This window comes from Aliiglaciecola sp. SL4 (assembly GCF_041538045.1).
GTDB lineage: Bacteria > Pseudomonadota > Gammaproteobacteria > Enterobacterales > Alteromonadaceae > Aliiglaciecola.
In genome coordinates, this window is record NZ_JBGOSE010000008.1 from 130,235 (window position 1) to 148,468 (window position 18,234).

General features: G+C 40.8%; 10 protein-coding genes. 5 read left to right on the top strand and 5 right to left on the bottom strand.

Features of this window, described 5'->3' with window-relative positions; translation table 11 throughout:
- Positions 1-7 precede the first annotated feature (7 nt).
- Genes AB6T38_RS13160 through AB6T38_RS13170 form a run of 3 tightly spaced genes read right to left on the bottom strand, consistent with a single transcriptional unit; the run spans position 8 to position 5,453 of the window.
- Positions 8-1,363 carry a CsiV family protein gene (locus AB6T38_RS13160; RefSeq protein WP_372547746.1) on the bottom strand — a complete coding sequence of 452 codons (1,356 nt, stop codon included), beginning with the start codon at positions 1,361-1,363 and terminating at the stop codon, positions 8-10.
- On the bottom strand, positions 1,360-4,851 hold the full coding sequence (mfd, locus tag AB6T38_RS13165) for a transcription-repair coupling factor (protein WP_372547747.1): 3,492 nt from the start codon (positions 4,849-4,851) through the stop codon (positions 1,360-1,362). The genes AB6T38_RS13160 and mfd overlap by 4 nt, the downstream gene beginning before the upstream one ends.
- Positions 4,851-5,453, bottom strand: coding sequence for a PilZ domain-containing protein (locus AB6T38_RS13170; RefSeq protein ID WP_372547748.1), 603 nt, complete (start codon positions 5,451-5,453; stop codon positions 4,851-4,853). Before AB6T38_RS13170 ends, mfd begins: the two co-directional genes overlap by 1 nt.
- A gap of 257 nt (positions 5,454-5,710) precedes the next feature.
- Between AB6T38_RS13170 and AB6T38_RS13175 the strand changes: the two genes are divergently transcribed.
- Complete coding sequence (locus tag AB6T38_RS13175; protein ID WP_372547749.1) at positions 5,711-6,910, top strand: lipoprotein-releasing ABC transporter permease subunit; 1,200 nt, start codon at positions 5,711-5,713, stop codon at positions 6,908-6,910.
- Positions 6,911-7,046: 136 nt separating this feature from the next.
- Positions 7,047-7,610 (top strand): phosphoribosyltransferase, encoded by a 564-nt coding sequence (locus tag AB6T38_RS13180; protein ID WP_372547750.1) that lies wholly within the window; start codon positions 7,047-7,049, stop codon positions 7,608-7,610.
- A gap of 56 nt (positions 7,611-7,666) precedes the next feature.
- Here the strand turns inward: AB6T38_RS13180 and AB6T38_RS13185 are convergent, their stop codons facing one another.
- Together AB6T38_RS13185 and xthA are read right to left on the bottom strand one after the other, a co-directional pair.
- The gene (locus tag AB6T38_RS13185) at positions 7,667-8,320 is read right to left on the bottom strand and encodes an energy-coupling factor ABC transporter permease (protein WP_372547751.1); all 654 of its coding nucleotides are present in this window, start codon (positions 8,318-8,320) and stop codon (positions 7,667-7,669) included.
- Positions 8,321-9,130 carry an exodeoxyribonuclease III gene (xthA, locus tag AB6T38_RS13190; protein WP_348492922.1) on the bottom strand — a complete coding sequence of 270 codons (810 nt, stop codon included), beginning with the start codon at positions 9,128-9,130 and terminating at the stop codon, positions 8,321-8,323. It lies immediately after the preceding gene.
- A gap of 183 nt (positions 9,131-9,313) precedes the next feature.
- Between xthA and recC the strand changes: the two genes are divergently transcribed.
- From recC to recD, 3 genes are read left to right on the top strand one after another with little or no spacing between them, the layout of a single operon-like run.
- The gene (gene recC, locus AB6T38_RS13195; protein WP_372547752.1) at positions 9,314-12,682 is read left to right on the top strand and encodes an exodeoxyribonuclease V subunit gamma; all 3,369 of its coding nucleotides are present in this window, start codon (positions 9,314-9,316) and stop codon (positions 12,680-12,682) included.
- Positions 12,679-16,326 (top strand): exodeoxyribonuclease V subunit beta, encoded by a 3,648-nt coding sequence (recB, locus tag AB6T38_RS13200; protein ID WP_372547753.1) that lies wholly within the window; start codon positions 12,679-12,681, stop codon positions 16,324-16,326. The genes recC and recB overlap by 4 nt, the downstream gene beginning before the upstream one ends.
- Entirely contained in the window at positions 16,320-18,194 is a 1,875-nt protein-coding gene (gene recD / locus AB6T38_RS13205) for an exodeoxyribonuclease V subunit alpha (RefSeq protein ID WP_372547754.1), read from the top strand. The genes recB and recD overlap by 7 nt, the downstream gene beginning before the upstream one ends.
- Positions 18,195-18,234 lie beyond the last annotated feature (40 nt).

The following is an 18,234-nucleotide window of genomic DNA, read 5'->3' on the forward strand; positions in this document are numbered from 1 at the left end:
TTGCTCTTTAGTTTTTTTGACCATCAAAGGTTGCGGGTAAATCATAACGTCTGATTTGGATAATCATGCCAAACAAGGGATGATCAAAATAATGGACTTGATTACTGATCACTCGACGTAATTGCTTGAACGGGTAACTTTGCAATCGGTCTGGTTCTGGCAAAGATTGTTGTACTTGATTTGCCGCAGCTTCTTCTCTTAAATAGGCTGGAGAGTCAAAAACGGGTGCTCTAAAATCAAGATCACTGTCGATGTGCAAGTAGGGAGTACGTTGAATATAACGTAAAAACACTTTAACTGTGCCATCTAGCTCCCAAATATCGTTTTCTTGAAGGGAAGTATCACTGGTTAACATATGATTTTCATCAACAACATCAATAGCTGGTAGAGAATATTCAAAATTATCATCATTCAGAGCTAACTTTATCTGTTCTATTAAATCCGTTTGCTGCTCTTGTTGTACCTGTTGCTTGTCAGTGAATTCAGAAGCAGAGATCTTTCCGTTTTGGTTTTCCGACAATGAATCTACTAGGCTGGTTAACTCAATACTGCTACTTTGTTCAGGTATTCGTTTTCCAGTTACTGCATCGAACTCTTTACCGTAATTTTTACCTGCAAATAAGTGAAGCGCTATGGCGTTATCTTGGCCGAAAACCGTTTGTTGTCGCCAGCCCATATGAAGTATGGTCGATAACCCTCTTTGACGATTAATGTCGCGGGCCAACTCATTTAACTCAAAGCTATCGGATGAAAGTAATTGGGTAGTATGTAACGACGGATCTTCAGTATGACTAATAACAGTGGGCACTTTTTCAATAAAGGGTTTGATGGGCTTTTCGTGCTCCATGCGACATAGAAAGTTAGTCGGCACCTTGACCTCTTCTAAGGGAAAGTTAAGCTGCCAAATATCGAGATATGCTATAGGTTCCGCGACATCGTCATTTTCAATAACGTCTGAATTGGCCAGGGCAAATTGCTTATCATCAAATGCAACATAATTCCCAAAGGTATCCTTAAGAATAATGTCAGAGCCAATTTCTTGTGGTTCAGTGGATTCAGAAAAGCATAAAGGAAGCCCAACAAAAACCGATTCTAAATCGGGATATAAATAGTCATGTAGGTTTTCAAACCCAACAGGTGAGGGCTCTATTGCTATTTTGTTTGGAAATTTTTCGACAATAGATGCTGGGTCTATATTACGTTTATAGACAATAACTTCGACGTCAAACCACCATTGTTTTTCTTGGCTGGCGGCTACAAAGCTAATAGACAAAAGCAGCCAAGCTAAGATCGCTTTCGGAATAACAGCCAGACTCAATCTAAAACATTTTTGAACACAGAACACAGTTAATTTACCTTTCATGCTGCTTTTACCTGACGGCTAAAATCATTCAGTAAGTTTTCGATAACGTCTATTCGGCTTTGCGCTGAATCATTGTTAATCACCACTTTTAATTTATCTGGACCTTCTAATTTAAACTTATTAGGTTTAGTTTGGATCATGCGAATAATATATCCCGGTTCAATTTTTGTGGAGTCTGAAAACTCAATGACTGCGCCTTTAATTGTCGCATCTATTTTGTTAATGCCAACGGATTTCGCCAAGAGTTTTAATTCTGCAACTCTCACCAAGTTCTTAGCCGCGTCTGGTAATAACCCGAAACGATCAATTAATTCAATTTGAAACTCTTTTATTTCGGTTAAATTTGAACATCCAGCCAGCTTTTTATACAAGGACAAACGCGTATTTACATCGCCAATATAATCCTCTGGCAATAGTGCAGGAATGCGCAATTCAATTTCTGTTTGAGCAGATAATGCATCATCTAATGAAGGTTCTTTGCCAGCTTTGAGAGCCTCTACCGCTTGCTCTAACATATCCATATATAAAGAGAAACCGACGGTGGCGATTTGTCCAGATTGGTCATCACCTAATAGCTCGCCGGCACCGCGTATTTCCAAATCGTGAGTAGCTAACGCAAATCCAGCGCCCAAATCTTCTAAGTTGGCAATGGCATCCAAGCGTTTCTGGGCATCCTTTGTCATCCGCTTTGGTGGCGGAGTCAGTAGATAGGCATAAGCTTGGTGATGGGAGCGTCCCACACGCCCTCGTAATTGGTGTAATTGGGCAAGACCTAAGTGATCTGCTCTATCCATTATTATGGTATTCGCCGATGGCACGTCTATACCGGTTTCAATAATTGTTGTGCACACTAAAACATTGAATCGCTGGTGGTAGAAGTCACTCATCACGCGCTCAAGCTCGCGTTCTCGCATTTGTCCATGACCAACAGCGATACGTGCCTCGGGCACTATCTCAGCGATTTCGGCTGCAGTTTTTTCAATGCTATCTACTTCGTTGTGAAGGAAATATACCTGACCACCGCGTAAAATTTCACGCATGATTGCTTCTCGCAGCAGTTCTTTGCTGCGTTGATGGACAAAGGTTTTAATCGCTAAACGCTTGGCAGGTGCGGTGGCAATGATCGATAAATCTCGCATTCCACTGAGGGCCATATTCAATGTTCTGGGTATGGGCGTTGCCGTGAGGGTTAAAATATCCACATCGGAACGCAAGGCTTTAAACTTCTCTTTTTGACGTACCCCAAATCGATGTTCTTCATCAATAATGACTAAACCTAAATCATTGAACTTCAGGTCATCTTGTAACAACTTATGGGTACCAACAATGATATCTACCTTGCCGTTACCGATACCTTCAATGACTTGTTTTTGCTCTTTTCCGGTAACAAATCGTGATAGTACCTCTATGCGAAAAGGACAATTAGCAAATCGATCTTTAAAGTTCTCAAAATGTTGCTGGGCTAGTAAAGTGGTAGGTACGAGGATAGCAACTTGTTTCCCTTGATTGGCAGCTAAGAATGCTGCACGCATAGCCACTTCCGTTTTACCGAAACCAACATCACCACAAACAAGTCTGTCCATCGCATTCGGGCTGCCCATATCTTGGATCACAGCATTAATGGCTTGCAATTGATCATCGGTTTCTTCAAAAGGAAAGCTATTTGCAAAAGCTTGATATTCTGGCCACTCAATTTTATATGCAAATCCGGGTTTAGCGGCCCTTTTGGCATATACATCCAATAATTGCGCCGCAACATCACGGACCTTTTCCGCTGCTTTTTGGCGTGCTTTGCTCCAAGCATCAGAGCCTAGGTTATGCAAAGGAGCATGATCCAAATCGCCACCACTGTATCGACTGATTAGATGTAATGATGCGACAGGGACGTAGAGTTTTGCTTCTTTAGCGTATTCGATGGTGAGGTACTCAGTGGTTAATCCGCCTGCATCTAGGGTTTGCAATCCTAAAAATCGTCCTACACCATGTTCTAAATGCACTACTGGCTGACCTTGTGTAAGTTCAGCAAGGTTACGAATAATGGCACTTTCATCGGTAGCTTGACGCTTTTCTCGCAAGCGACGTTGACTTACTTTATGCCCTAATAATTGGGTTTCAGTGATAAATGCAAGTTCACCGTCTTTTTCCAACAACTGGAAACTGTTTTCTGCCAATCCAATGGCAATACCAATAGGTTCGTGACTGGCTAAGAATGCATGAATATCTTCAAAAGCTTTAACTTGAATTTGCGCCTTGTGGAGAATCTCTAACAGACTTTCTCGTCGTCCTTGTGATTCTGCACAAAATAGGATTTTTTGGCCTTTTTTCTGCCAGTTTTTTACAGATTCTTTGAGACTAGTCCAAGGTACTTTATTTTGATGCTTAATGGCTATTTCACCAATATCATCAGTGGCTAAATTAATTCTTCCCGCTTTTTCCTCTAGCTTTTGGTTCGTTAGGTTGATTCTTGGCCATTGTTTGAAACCCGCAAAAAGCTCTTCGTAGCGTTGAAAAATTTGTTGCGGCGCTAACAAAGGACGATCGGGGTTATAACGATGCTGCTCATAACGTTCGTTTAAGTCTGCCCAATAAAAATCACATGCCGAAGATAAATCACCATAGGTCATGAGTAAGGTGTTCGGGTGCAGATAATCGAATAAGGTAGCAGTGTCATCGAAAAATAAGGGTAAATAGTATTCAATCCCCCCAGGCATGATGCCTTTGCCCACTTGATAATAAACTGAGTTTTTACTGTTTTCGGTGTCGAAGGTGTCTAAATAGTTTTCACGAAAACGCTTTATGGCCTCTTTATCTGTTGGAAACTCTCTGGCTGGTAATAGGTTAATGCCATCGACTTTATCACCGGAACGTTGATTGTCAGGATCAAAGTGACGAATTGAATCAACTTCATCGTCAAACATATCTATTCGAAACGGTTTATTGCTACCCATGGGAAACAGGTCAATAATGCTGCCGCGAATACTAAATTCACCATGGCCCATCACTTGATTCACATGTTGATACCCTGACTTGTTTAAATTGAGTCTGAACTCATCGATATCCAAGGTTTGACCGGTTTTTAAAATCAACAAGTAACGACCTAAGAAATCCACAGGTGGCATTCGCAGTAACAAGGTGTTTACGGGCACAATAAATATGCAGCGTTTATTCTGGGTCAGCTCAAATAAGGTTTCTAAGCGTTGAGAAATAATATCCTGATGAGGGGAGAAGCTATCGTAAGGTAAGGTTTCCCAATCCGGCATTAATTTTACTTCTAACTCATCATCTCCGGCACCGGCAAGGAAAAAATGCAATTCTTTTTCGAGTTTTAGCGCAGTAGGGGTGTCTGCCGTAACCAACAGAGTAGAGCCGGGATTGCGTTTAGCCCCATTGGCAATGGCCAATGATAAACTACTGCCATGCATATTGCCCCATTGGACAACATTGCCAGATTTTTTGGGTAACTCAGGGGTAAAAATACTTGTTATCATTAATTTGAATCATTGTTTTGTTGTTTCGAACGAGCGCGAAGTTGAAGTGTCTGCAAATGCAAGCTTGCTCTAACTAGAAGTTCTTGGTCTTCTTCGCGGATACGACTGAAAAGTAGATAAATATGGTAATCGTCATCAACAGGTTCCGATTTAATCACCTCGGAGTAACAATAAACTGCCGCTGACTCTTCGGTTAAAAAGACTTTAAGCTCAACAACAGTGCCTTCTTCTAAAGGCGCATCCCGTTTTAAAATAATACCTCCACCGCCAAACTCTACTGACATATAACGATGTTGTGGATCATCTTGTTGCTGCAAGATGTAAGACATCATCAAATCTATTTTCTTGTTTTGATGATTGAGGAAATCAGTGAGATCTTTAGCATGTTCGCTAAGATTACGTAACGGTCTTATGGCTTGTGAGTCAACATTCGACACCTCAGCTGCTATTTTAAACGCATAAGGCATTTGACCCACTAAATCTTCTAAATTGGGAAGTTGAAAATCATCACTAACAGGGGTCATATTCACACTGAGCTGATGTTTTATGGTAAAAAACTCATGAAACTGAGCCATTTTTTGTTCCAAACTAAGTGGATCCATGTATTCCCCATTTGATTCGATTTTAACGTCTTTGTTTTTTCTAACTTTAGTTATCTATAAGTTAATTTCAATTTAACCCACATAGTCTTTGTAAGCCTTTGATTATAGTTTACCAAAGCGACGTTATTTTGTTTCTTGTTTAGCTGATCTCAAACACGTATTATGCCAGTTTATCGTCCACAATGAACAGCCTAAGGCTAATTATTGTGTTCAATATTTTGGTTTAATTGAATCCCCAAAAGGCTAGATACCCAAATATGTCTTATCCCGTTTCCACTTTTATCGGCTTTAGATACGCAAGAGCCAGTAAAAGTAGTCATTTTATTGCCTTCATTAATTTATTTTCAGTGGTAGGTATCGCTTTAGGGCTTATTGCACTGATCACGGTTTCATCGGTAATGAACGGTTTTGAACTGCAATTGAAAAATCGCATGTTAGGTATTACTCCGCACATAGTTGCAGATACCCGTGACTCTACCCCGGATAAAATTGCGCAGTTGGCGGAAATCGAAGGAGTTGATGGCGTTTCGCCGATCATTGAAAGTGAAGGTATAGTGCAATCTCGCCGCGGTATCCAAGGGGTGCAATTACATGGCGTAGATCCAGAATATATGCAACAACATTCCATCGTTGCTCAAAATATGATTTTTGGGCAGTTTAGCCAATTAAAATCTGGCCAATACAATATTATTGTGGGACGAGCCTTAGCGAGTAAACTGAGTATTCGGCCTGGTGATCAAGTACGCATTATATCTGCAGGTGCAAGCTCTTATTCTCCCATGGGCAGAATGCCGAGTCAGCGTCTATTTACTGTAGTTGGCTTATTCGATTTAGCCTCTCAACTAGACGACAAAGTGGTGTACATAGATATTCAAGATAATGCCAAACTACTGCGTAAATCAGCGGATAAGTTGCAGCAAACTCGTTTATTTTTAAAAGATGCGTTTCAATATCGACGTGTTGAGCAGCAAATTGATTTACCCACAGTCGATTGGCGAGTGCGGCAAGGACCTTTATTTGACGCCGTAAAAATGGAAAAAAACATGATGTCATTGATGTTGTTGCTGATCATCGCCGTTGCAGCATTTAACATCGTATCGGCCTTAGTGATGGTCGTGACTGAGAAGCAAGGTGACATCGCTATTTTGCGGACTCAAGGAATGCGCGGTAGCAGTATCATTGTTATCTTTTTAATCAATGGTTTATACAATGGAATTAAAGGGACAGTGATTGGGCTGATATTGGGGATATTGCTGGTAACACAGTTAAATACAATTTTAGAAGTATTCGGCATGCCTATCGCTGTTGGAGATGGACAAGGGTTACCCGTTGATATTCGTTGGCAGCAAATTCTCTCTTTGGTCACGCTTTCCATTGGATTATGTTTTATTGCCACCCTTTACCCAGCGTATAAAGCATTAAAAGTACAACCTGCTGAAGCACTAAAATACGAATAGGGATAAATTGACTGGGATTTCTCAACACTTTATCAAATGCTTTCGCTATAATTGTCAACATAGAGAAAAATCATACTCAAAAAAGAACAGGTTTTTGTAAAAACCCTTTTGAGTCTTTGTAAATTAAGGTTAATTAATGCAAAAAACGTATATTACTGCACAAAAATTGTTGGAAGATTCTTTTCGTTTGGCGGCAAAGGTTTATCAAGACGGATTTCGTCCGCAATTTATTGTAGGTATTTGGCGTGGGGGAGCACCCATTGGTATTGCAGTACAAGAATATTTTGATTACAAAAAAGTAGAAACAGATCATATTGCTGTTCGTACTTCGTCGTATTATGGGATAGATAAACAGTCTAAAGAAATTAAAGTGCATGGTCTCCATTACTTAATTGAAAATGCCAACGCCAAAGATGGACTGCTGATTGTTGATGATGTATTTGATTCAGGGCGCAGCGTAAATGCATTGATTGAACAAATCAAAAAGCTGTCTAGATTGAACATGCCTGAAGACATACGGGTAGCTTGCCCATATTACAAACCTCAGAATAACAAAACTGAAATGGTGCCCGATTACTTTATTCACGAAAGTGATGAGTGGTTGGTTTTCCCCCATGAAATTTCTGGTTTAACACCTGATGAAATCATTGAAGGAAAAACCGATTTGAAAAATGTTCATGATATTTTGTTCGACAAATAAGTCGAAAATGTGATGACAAAAGGGCGGAAATATCCGCCCTTTTTTATGCACGAGAGTTACTTTCCGTGTAAGTAATATTTATCGTAAAAAGTGTACACCCACGTTGGTTTGTAGATTACCAATATGGTCATAGTCCAACCGTTAAGCATACCTTCAGACATAAGTAACAACGGAATTAATAGTAAATACGAATCATAAATGGTGTCTGCATCATAAATACCATCCACATAATAATAACCAGACATCAGCAGCATTTTTACTGCGATCATTGCTGCACCGGCAAAAAATGAACAGACAAACACATACACAAAAAAGTGTCTGGGCAGCTTGTGAAAGGAAAAGTTATAAATTAAATAACTGATCACAATAGGAATGCTGATCCCCAAAACACCATTTACTCCAAACATTTGCCAACTATCGTAGCCGGCAACTGTGGATACAATCAGGGTGCAAAATCCCGCTAAAAGCGCCCAACGTAAGCCTAATAGCAGAGTCATTGCGGTTAACCACAAAAAGTGCACATCCAATCCAGGTTCAACACCCACACGGAAAAGCCATAATCCAAATACTGACACTGACGAGCCAAGTACTAGATGTTGCAGCTTTTTATTTTGCTTAAATTGAGCAAATGAAACTCGTGTTAATACATACACCACGCCGATTAAATAGATCAGCCAAGCCGCACTTTGAAGATAGGTTAAGTCAAACATTTAAAACTCGTAAGTTGCCCAAATTGGGGCGTGATCTGAAGGTTTCTCAATTCCTCTAAGCTCATAATCAATACCAGCTTCTTTGAGGTTCTCATGAAGTTTAGCGGTAGCTAAAATTAGATCTATGCGCAATCCTCGATTATCAACAAACCCTTTAGAGCGATAATCAAACCAGCTATATTGTTCGCCACCTGCTGGGTTTAATGTTCTAAACCCATCTTCAAATCCCCAATCAAAGAGGGTGTTTAGCCATTCGCGCTCCTCTGGTAAGAAGCTACATTTTTTTGTTCTTAACCAGCGTTTACGGTTTTCTTCCCCTATGCCAATATCTAAATCTGTATGGGAAATATTGACGTCGCCCATGACAATGACATTTTCATCAGGGCTGTGATTACCATTCAAATATCCCATTAAATCTTTATAAAACTTACGTTTGGCTGGATATTTAGTTTCGTGAGTTTGGTTTTCTCCTTGGGGGAAATAACCATTTAATACTCTAACATTTTCGCCGTTTGGCAGCGGATAAGTCACCATAATCATGCGTCGCTGAGCATCTTCGTCATCAGTAGGAAAACCATATTGCACGTCTATGGGTTTTTCTTTACACAGCATTGCTACGCCGTAATGGCCTTTTTGCCCATGGAAATAAACGTGGTAGCCCATGGCTGCCACATCAGCTACAGGAAATTGATCATTATGCACTTTGATTTCTTGCAGTCCGATAACATCGGGTTGATGTTTTTCAATGAGTGCTTGCAATTGATGCAATCTGGCTCGAATACCGTTTATATTAAAGGAAATAAATTTCATGTTTTTACCATCGACTAAATTTTGCCGGTGATTCTAGCAAACAAAGCTACTCAGTTGAAAATAAAGATAATCGTTCGTTTTAATAAAGGGGTTATTAGTGTTTGCTGGAATTGGTTTAAACGCGCTAACATAACTTCTGATAAACATACAAAAGATGTGGGCGAAAATGGAAAAGGGTGTTGAGTGTTACATTTAATTCAGTCAAATAAAATGGAAGTATTACAGGCTGATTTGTTAGACAAATTATCACCACAGCCATCGCAAATATCATCTCAACAGAACTCTGATTATAAAAATCTGAACGCGCTGCTGATCCCTGAAACCATCATCGTGCAAAGTCCTGGTATGGCGCAATGGATTAAAATTGCCATTGCTGAAAATTTAGGCGTGGCTGCCAACATCGATTTTCCACTGCCATCAAGCTATATCTGGCAGCAATACAAATACTTTTTTGATGACTTGCCGGAAACCTCCGCGTTCACGAAACCCAATATGGTTTGGAAGTTGATGAGTATTCTTGGGGACTATTTAGATTCTCCAGAATTTATTGAAATTAACCTTTATCTCAAAGGAGACAGAGGCTTAAAGTTCTATCAACTGTGTCAAAAAATCGCAGACGTATATGACCAATATCAGGTGTACCGTCCAGAGTGGATCAATCTGTGGGAAACCGGTGAAAACAGCGTTGATGGAAAGATGCTCACGTCACATCTTTGGCAACCCATTCTTTGGCGCGCGCTGGTGGCGCAAACCAGTAAGTTGGGCGAATCAGTCTATCATCGTGCGAATCTGCATGCGCAGTTGCTTCAGCGAATAGAGCAAAGGGAGCCACCAGGCGAGCAAAAGCCCCTTTATGTGTTTGGCATTTCTACCTTGCCTCAACAACAGTTAGACGTATTTCAAGCCTTGGCCAAACATCGTGATGTGTATTTATTTTGGTGCAATCCTAGTCAGCATTTCTGGGCCGATATTGTAGATGAAAATACCTTGAGTCGTCACAAGTTAAAAGAAGGTGACACTCACTCCCAGCGTAGTGCTTTATTTGATGTGGGGAACCCTCTATTGGCGAGTTGGGGAAAACCAGGGCGTGATTATTTAGAAATGTTATTGGCTAGTAGCGCAGAGTCCAGTGATATATTTGTGGAAGTGCAGCCAAATACATTGTTGGATTGGTTACAGCATGAAATCTATGAATTAACCATGCGTGATACTCAGCCACCCTTGCGAGCTGATGAGCTGTTAAGCAATGGTGTTGAATACCCCAAAATTGAGATATCTAAAAGTGACAACTCGGTTCAAATTCATAGTTGTCATTCTAAGGTCAGAGAACTGGAAGTCTTGCATGACCATTTGCTTAATCATTTTTCGCAAGATGCTGAGTTAAAACCGTCAGATATAGTGGTTATGATGCCGGATGTAGCGGCTTACGCACCTTACATCGATGGTGTTTTTGGTAGTGCTGAGTCCGAGCTTTTTATTCCCTATGGTATTTCAGACCGCAATGCCGCCCAAGAATCGCATATTATCGAAAGTTTTATCAACTTACTGAGCTTGCACCAGAGTCGTATAAGCTTATCTGAAATATTGGTGTTTTTAGAGATCCCAGCCATTCAAACGTGTTTTGAAATTTCAGCAAACGAATATGAAGATATTCGTGACTGGTTAATTGAAGTTGGTTTTCGCTGGGGATTAAGTGGCGAAGATAAAATTCGTTGGTCAGTCCCTCAAGAACCACAAAATACCTTGATTTTTGCCCTTGAACGTTTGTTATCTGGGTACGCACTCAGTGGCGACTTTTTATTTGCTGGAAGCGACCCTGACAGCGCTTCAATTGCGCCATATAAAGATATCGAAGGCCAACGGGCAATTGCCTTAGGCAAGTTATACAGATTCGCTTTATTACTGCAAGATGTACTCACGTTTTGTTTAAGCACAGATACCCTAGATAATAAAGTGCAACAAAGCTTGGACTTTATCGATCTGTTTTATGCCATTGATGAAAATGAGCAAGTGTATGTAAATCAATTGCGTCAGGCATTGGAAAGTATTCAAATTCACGTTGCACAATTTAATCAACCCGTGTGTCAGGATGTGTTTGTGGCGGAATTAACCCAGCGCCTGCAAGATAAAGGAGTAGGGCAGCGCTTCTTAGCGGGGAAAGTTAATTTCTGTACGTTAATGCCGATGCGCAGTATTCCGTTTAAGTTGGTTTGTTTGTTAGGGATGAACGATCAGGATTATCCTCGACAATCTGTTCCTATCGGCTTTGATTTAATGCGAGAAACCCAGACTCGTAAGGGCGATCGTTCGAGACGAATGGACGATCGCTATTTGTTTTTGGAAGCCATTTTATCTGCACGTAATGAGTTATACGTAAGCTTTTTGGGCAATAGTAGCCGCGATAACTCAGAGCGTAATCCCTCGATTTTGGTTACCGAGCTAGTAGATTATTGCCAACAGGTATTTTGTGTCCAAGGCACCTTAACCTTGCCGGTTGAACAAACCCAACAACAGCTCAACAGTCACCTAATGGAAAACCACGGTTTACAGCCATTTTCCCAACAATATTTTGATAAAAGCAATACTTTGCAAAGTTATCAATCGATTTGGTTGAATGTATTAAATGCAAAAATGTCCGAAACCCAAAGTGGCGAATTTTTTAATCACAGCTTACCGAGTCAATTGGAAGATAATAGTTTAGTGGTCGAGCTAAATGACTTAATTGGCTTTTTCCAAAACCCACCTAAATACTTTTTCCGTCAACGCTGGCGCACCACGTTATCGCTGTATTTTAATGAGTTGGTGGATGAAGAACCCTTTGAGATTGACTCTTTAACGCGGTTTCAACTAAATGCATCCTTGTTAGAGACAATGTTAAAACTGGAAATGGATGAAGACGCCTTTCAAAAACAGTTTTATGAAGATTATTTGGCACAAGGTAAGTTGCCCACAGGTGCAGCTGGTCCGTTGAGTTTCCAACAAATATGGCTGGCGTCTGAGAATCTCCGTCACCAATTAATTGATAATGTGAAAGCTAAAAAAGCCAGCTTAGTGGAGGTTGATTTACTACTCTCAAATGGTGCTATTCAAGGCTGGCTAAAACAGGTTTATGGCACGGACTTAGTATTATATCGAGCAGGCAAAATACGCGGTAAAGATGTCATTGAGCTTTGGTTAAAATGGTTATGTTATTGCGCATCTTCTGAACGTAATTGTGGCGTAGCTCGATACTTAAATATGGAAAAACCATTTGAATTATCAGTAGTGCCGCAAACTCAAGCATTAGAATTGTTAACCACCTTGTTAAGTGTTTATTCCGAGGGCTTGAATAAACCTCCGATGTTTTTCGCCAATAGCGCAAAAAAATGGGTAGAAACCCAGGATATAGATAAAACCTTAACAGAGTTTAATGGCTCTAATTTTAATTCGGGTGAAGGTCAAGAGACCAATATTCATCGTGTATGTCCCGACTTATCGGTTAACTTTAGTGAGTTTAAACATCTGAGCGAAATGATTTTTGCGCCAATTCTTGATTATAAGGTATCTAAATGAATCCTCTTGATACTTATTCCTATCCACTTTTGGGCGCGTCGCTAATTGAGGCGAGTGCTGGCACTGGTAAAACCTATACCATTGTGAATTTGTATTTACGCTTGTTACTCGGGCATCAAAGTGAGGGATTAAACCTATCAAATTCCGACCAGCGATTAGGCTTGGGGGTAGAACAAATTTTAGTGGTGACCTTTACCAACGCTGCCACAGCCGAATTAAAACAACGTATTGGTCGACGATTACAAACAGCCTATTTGGATTTCTATCGAGGTAGTAGTAGTGATGGTTTTATTCAAAAATTAATCGACGATACCGATGATATTGAATTGGCCTGTGAGACCTTGTTACTTGCTTCTCGGCAAATGGATGAAGCGGCAATTTTTACCATTCATGGCTTTAGTCAACGGATGTTGTCTGAACACGCCTTCGCCAGCGGCAGTGTGTTTGATGAGCAATTAGAATTAGATCAATCAACTTGGATACAACAAGCCGTAGAAGATTATTGGCGCAGTGCTATTGTTCCGCTGCCCACCACTATGGTTCAGTACATTCGCAGTATTTGGTCTGGCCCAGAGAGTCTAATTAAGTCATTAAAGGGCATTTTGGAGCGGGAGTTTTCCCCTACAAAACAAGTGACGATAGCAGAGGCTAAAGAACTACTTGCGCAACTCATCGACAGCACTAATAGTTTAAAAAGTTGGTGGTTGACGGAAAATGTGTCAGCCCAATTACAGCAAGCTAAACTTAAGGGAAATACAAAGTTTGGCAAAAAAGCTATCTATCAGAGCATGGATAGCTTTTGTCAAAGTGATTCAGTTGTCTGCCCCTTTGATAACGGTTGGGTCGACTTTTTCCCTGAAAAGGTCGAAAAAGCCCGTTCTAAAACCAGCCCAGAGTTAACCGGACTAGACTTCGAACGTTTTGAACTAATCGAAAGGCTACGGCAAAAATTTGTAACCACACTGACTAATGGCGTTTTAAACAGTGCGTTAATTCAAGTTCGAAAAAACTTAGAAGCCTTTAAGGCTCGCACCAGTAAATTATCCCCCAATGATTTGTTAACCCGTTTAAATGATGGTTTGTTGGGTGAAAATGGTGAAACCCTAGCCGATCTTATTCGCACGCAGTTTCCCGCAGCCATGATTGATGAGTTTCAAGATACCGATCATTGTCAGTTGAGTGTTTTTAGCCAAGTTTATCCACTGCATAACAACCATCAATTGACATATTCGTTAATTATGATTGGCGATCCAAAACAGGCGATTTACGGGTTTCGCGGTGCCGATATATACACCTATATCCAAGCTAAGCAGCAAATTGATAACGAAAAACAGTTTACCTTGGGAACCAATTGGCGCTCTCAGCAAGCCTTAGTTGATGCAGTAAACCAATTGTTTGCTAACAGTGAACAAGGTTTCTTATTCGATCAAGCCATTCCATTTTTACCAGTAGAAGCTGCATCTGTTGCCACTGAATTGACGAGCTCAGAAAAGCGCTACGCTAGTTTAACCTTTTGTCATCTGCAAGGTGGCAAAGAGGTAATGAGTAACAAAGATGCTAAAACTGATTTGGCAGGGCATACCGCTAATATCATTGTTGATTTGTTGCAACATGGCCATTTGATAAAACATGAGCAGCAAAGAAACAAGGTAAGCGCTGGCGAGTGTTGTGTTTTGGTAAAAGATCGCAATGAAGCGAACTTAGTCAAACAGGCATTGACAATACGGGGTGTCGATAGCGTATTTTTGGTTCGCCACAGTGTTTATGCTACTGAAACCGCCATGGATTTATATCGTCTTTTAGATGCTTTGGTTAACCCATCTGATGAGAGACGCATTAAAGCCGCGTTAACCAGTGAGCTTATGTGTTTTAGTAGCGTGGAGTTAGATCAGTTATTTACTGACGAATCCGCGTGGCAGCTCATCGTAGAGCTATTTGTTGGATGGCAGCTTAAGTGGCAACGTTTTGGTGTTATGATGGCGTTGAATCAGGTTATGCAGCATTTTAATGTATTTACTGGCTTAATGACCCATTTTAGCGACGGCATGCGGCGCTTAACGGATCTTCGTCATTTAGTAGAAATGTTGCAGCAGCAAAGCGCGATCACCCCTGGTGACAACCAATTATTATATTGGTTAGGGCAACAAATACAGCAGCCAGACCATAATAATGAATCCCATCAATTGCGCTTAGAAACGGATGGTAATTTGGTACAGATTATTACTATCCATGCTTCCAAAGGGCTAGAGTTTCCATTTGTTTTTGTGCCTTTTGGGTGTTCATTTAAATTGGCATCCGAGGCGCTGTTTCATGATCAAAATTTGCATTTGACCATGGATTTTGAAAATACCACTGAAAACTTAGAAAAAGCTGATTTTGAGCGTTTAGCAGAAGATACTCGGTTGTTATATGTGGCGCTCACCCGAGCTGTGTACAATTGTTTTGTTGGTTTGTGGAATCCAACTTTAGGCAAAAGTAAGTCACTTTCTGGTTTATTTCATTCTGCTTTAGGTAAGTTATTAGATAAAGACGGCAGTGAACCTAGCAACAGCTTTATGGCGCAGCAAATTCAAAGTCTACAACATTGTGCAGACATCGATTATCAAGAAGTGTTTGTTGCCCCTGAAGTGCTGGAATACCGACCTGAAACGTTAAACAAGGACGAAACCTTGTCAGTGAATAAGCTTGAAACATCCATTGATGGCAACTGGCGGATCACCAGTTATTCGGCCATTGCCCGCAACCAGTTCCACGTTGAGCATGAGCAACCGGGCACAGATGAGAGTGAGGGTGTAAGTGCTGTTGATTCTAATATGCTAACTGAAGAGATAGACGATGAAGTCGATGCTTTGCTAGCTAATTTAAATCGATTTGAGTTTACTCGCGGTGCACAAGCCGGTTCTTTTCTCCACGGCGTGTTGGAAAATATCGACTTTCAGCAACCCAGCCAACTTTCCCAGGTGATAGAACAGCAGGGCAGTTGGTTCGGTATTGATGTTAAGTGGAATGAAACAGTGGAAACTTGGCTGACAGAGGTGTTAAACACCCGTATTGCCCTTCCTAACAAGGGAGGCGCAAATTCCGCGTTTAGTTTAGCATCATTGTCTAAGGAGCAAGTTTGTCCTGAAATGGAGTTTCATTTACCCCTTAAATCAGTGCAAGCTGAGCCATTTAATCAATTAATCAATAACGTATTTAAAACCAGTAAGCGGCAATATCAATTCTCCCAATTGCACGGCATGTTAAAGGGCTATATCGATTTAACTTTTTGCGTTGATGGCCGTTTTTATGTTGCCGACTATAAATCCAATTACTTAGGATCAGACTATGGCGACTATACGGAAGAAAAAATGCAAAAAGCCATGGTCGAACATGATTACCATTTGCAGTCTTTATTATATGTTTTAGCCCTGCATCGGTTTCTTAAAAGTAAGTTATCGGATTATGACTATGACCAGCACGTTGGCGGCGCTTACTATTGGTTTTTGCGGGGCATGTCTGAGCATCATAGTGGTAGTGGAATTTACTTTTATAAACCAGATAAAAGCATCATCGAATCCCTTGATACACTATTTCAAGGGAAACCGGCAGCCGTGATAGCTTCCCAGCAAAGCAGTCATCAGGAGCAGATGGACTTATGGTAAATAGTTTACTTAATAGCCACTTTTTTGAGCGCTGTGAAGGAGAAATCAGTGCCTTTGGCCTGTCGAATTTAGACAGTGCCTTTGCACACTTCATTTATCAGCAGGAAACCCACGAAAATGACAAGGTAGCTTTGCTGGCAGGTTTGGTGAGTCAACGTTTGAGTCAGCAGCACAGTTGTTTAAACTTAGATGAGCTTTCTTATAAACAGCTTAAATTACTCGGCTTTTCGAGTATTAATGATCTTATCGATGTCCTTAATGGCAGTTTTTGTGTCTCCTCAACGGCGACTGAAGATCCGCAAAAACCTTTAATATTTACGCAAAATGCGATTTATTTGCAGCGATATTATCAATATGAATTAGCCTTAACCCAAATTATTCAACAAAAGTTAGCTGTCGAAACCGACGTATCTGTTGAAACTGCTACGCCAATTATTGATGAATTATTTCCTGGCTCTGCTGAACAAAGGGAAATAGATTGGCAAAAAGTGGCAGTAGGTATTGCCGCCACCCGCAATTTTAGTCTGATCACCGGCGGACCAGGTACCGGTAAAACCACCACAGTGGCGAAACTATTAGCCTTGTTATTTGCATTACAACAGGCACAAGGCAAAGAGTTGAAAGTTCAATTAGTTGCGCCAACGGGGAAAGCGGCCGCGCGCTTGACTGAATCCATTGTATCCGCCCGAGAAACATTACCCGAAAAGTATAAAGCTGGATTAAATCTGCAAACCAGTACCATTCATCGGCTGTTAGGGACTCAAACTGGCAAAATTGAGTTTAAGCACAATGGCGAAAATCCATTGCATATGGATGCACTGATTGTTGATGAAGCCTCAATGGTGGATTTACCGTTGATGTATAGACTACTGAGCGCGGTGCCAATAAAAACAAAAGTGGTATTATTAGGAGATCACAATCAACTTTCTTCGGTTGAGACCGGCAGTGTGTTATCGGATATTTGTCACGCAGCATTATTAGGCAAGCCAAACCCTGAATACTCAGCTCAAACCGGATTGCAGATTAGTCAGATGTGCGCGCAACATATTCCTCAACGAGAGGAAAACACAATCACCAGTCCAATTGCGGACTGTTTAGTGAAATTACAAAAAAGTCATCGATTCTCATCCGATAGTGGGATTGGTTTGTTGGCAAAGAAAACCATTCAAGGTGATATAAATTCAGTATTAGATATCCTTACCGACAAGCAACAAACCAGTTTAACCTGGCACCAAGAGGGCAAAATACAGGTTTTTGCCCGTCAGTATGCAAGTCAATTAAACGCTTATTTTTCGTCGGTCAAACAAGGAAATTTAGAGCAAGGTTTTAAACATCTATTAAATCAGCAAATATTATGCGCCCATAAAACAGGAGCGTGGGGCGTGGATAATATTAATTATCAAATCACTCTGGAGTTAGACCGCCAAGGTTTTATATCAAAAGATGAAAAAGATTATGTAGGCCGACCTATCATGCTAACCCGTAATGATCATAACTTAGGGTTGTTTAATGGTGATGTGGGAATTGTGATGCCAGATCCTGAAAATCTAAGTTTAAAAAAAGCCTGGTTCAAAACGGCAGAAGGCGGCTACAAAGGGGTTTTACTCAGCCGCTTACCTGAACATCAACCTGTGTATGCGATGACTATTCATAAGAGCCAAGGTTCGGAATTCAATGAGGTTTACCTTTGTTTGCCAGATGTGAGATTAAATCCTGGTGCCAAAGGCTTAAGTCGAGAGTTGTTTTATACGGGACTCACTCGAGCTCGCCAAACCTTTGTGTTATATAGTCAAAAAGAAAGCCTGCAAGGGTGCATTAATAATCTGTGTTTGCGCAGCAGTGGCTTAGCCCAAAGGTTGTCTAACTAGCCGTTGTATTGCACTGTGAATAGTTCATATCTAGCCAGCG

Bases quoted from the DNA above. Each gene is read 5' to 3' on its own strand.
- xthA (WP_348492922.1), bottom strand. From the start codon at position 9,130: ATGAAATTTATTTCCTTTAATATAAACGGTATTCGAGCCAGATTGCAT.
- AB6T38_RS13180 (WP_372547750.1), top strand. From the start codon at position 7,047: ATGCAAAAAACGTATATTACTGCACAAAAATTGTTGGAAGATTCTTTT.
- AB6T38_RS13160 (WP_372547746.1), bottom strand. From the start codon at position 1,363: ATGAAAGGTAAATTAACTGTGTTCTGTGTTCAAAAATGTTTTAGATTG.
- AB6T38_RS13170 (WP_372547748.1), bottom strand. From the start codon at position 5,453: ATGGATCCACTTAGTTTGGAACAAAAAATGGCTCAGTTTCATGAGTTT.
- AB6T38_RS13175 (WP_372547749.1), top strand. From the start codon at position 5,711: ATGTCTTATCCCGTTTCCACTTTTATCGGCTTTAGATACGCAAGAGCC.
- mfd (WP_372547747.1), bottom strand. From the start codon at position 4,851: ATGATAACAAGTATTTTTACCCCTGAGTTACCCAAAAAATCTGGCAAT.
- recB (WP_372547753.1), top strand. From the start codon at position 12,679: ATGAATCCTCTTGATACTTATTCCTATCCACTTTTGGGCGCGTCGCTA.
- AB6T38_RS13185 (WP_372547751.1), bottom strand. From the start codon at position 8,320: ATGTTTGACTTAACCTATCTTCAAAGTGCGGCTTGGCTGATCTATTTA.
- recD (WP_372547754.1), top strand. From the start codon at position 16,320: ATGGTAAATAGTTTACTTAATAGCCACTTTTTTGAGCGCTGTGAAGGA.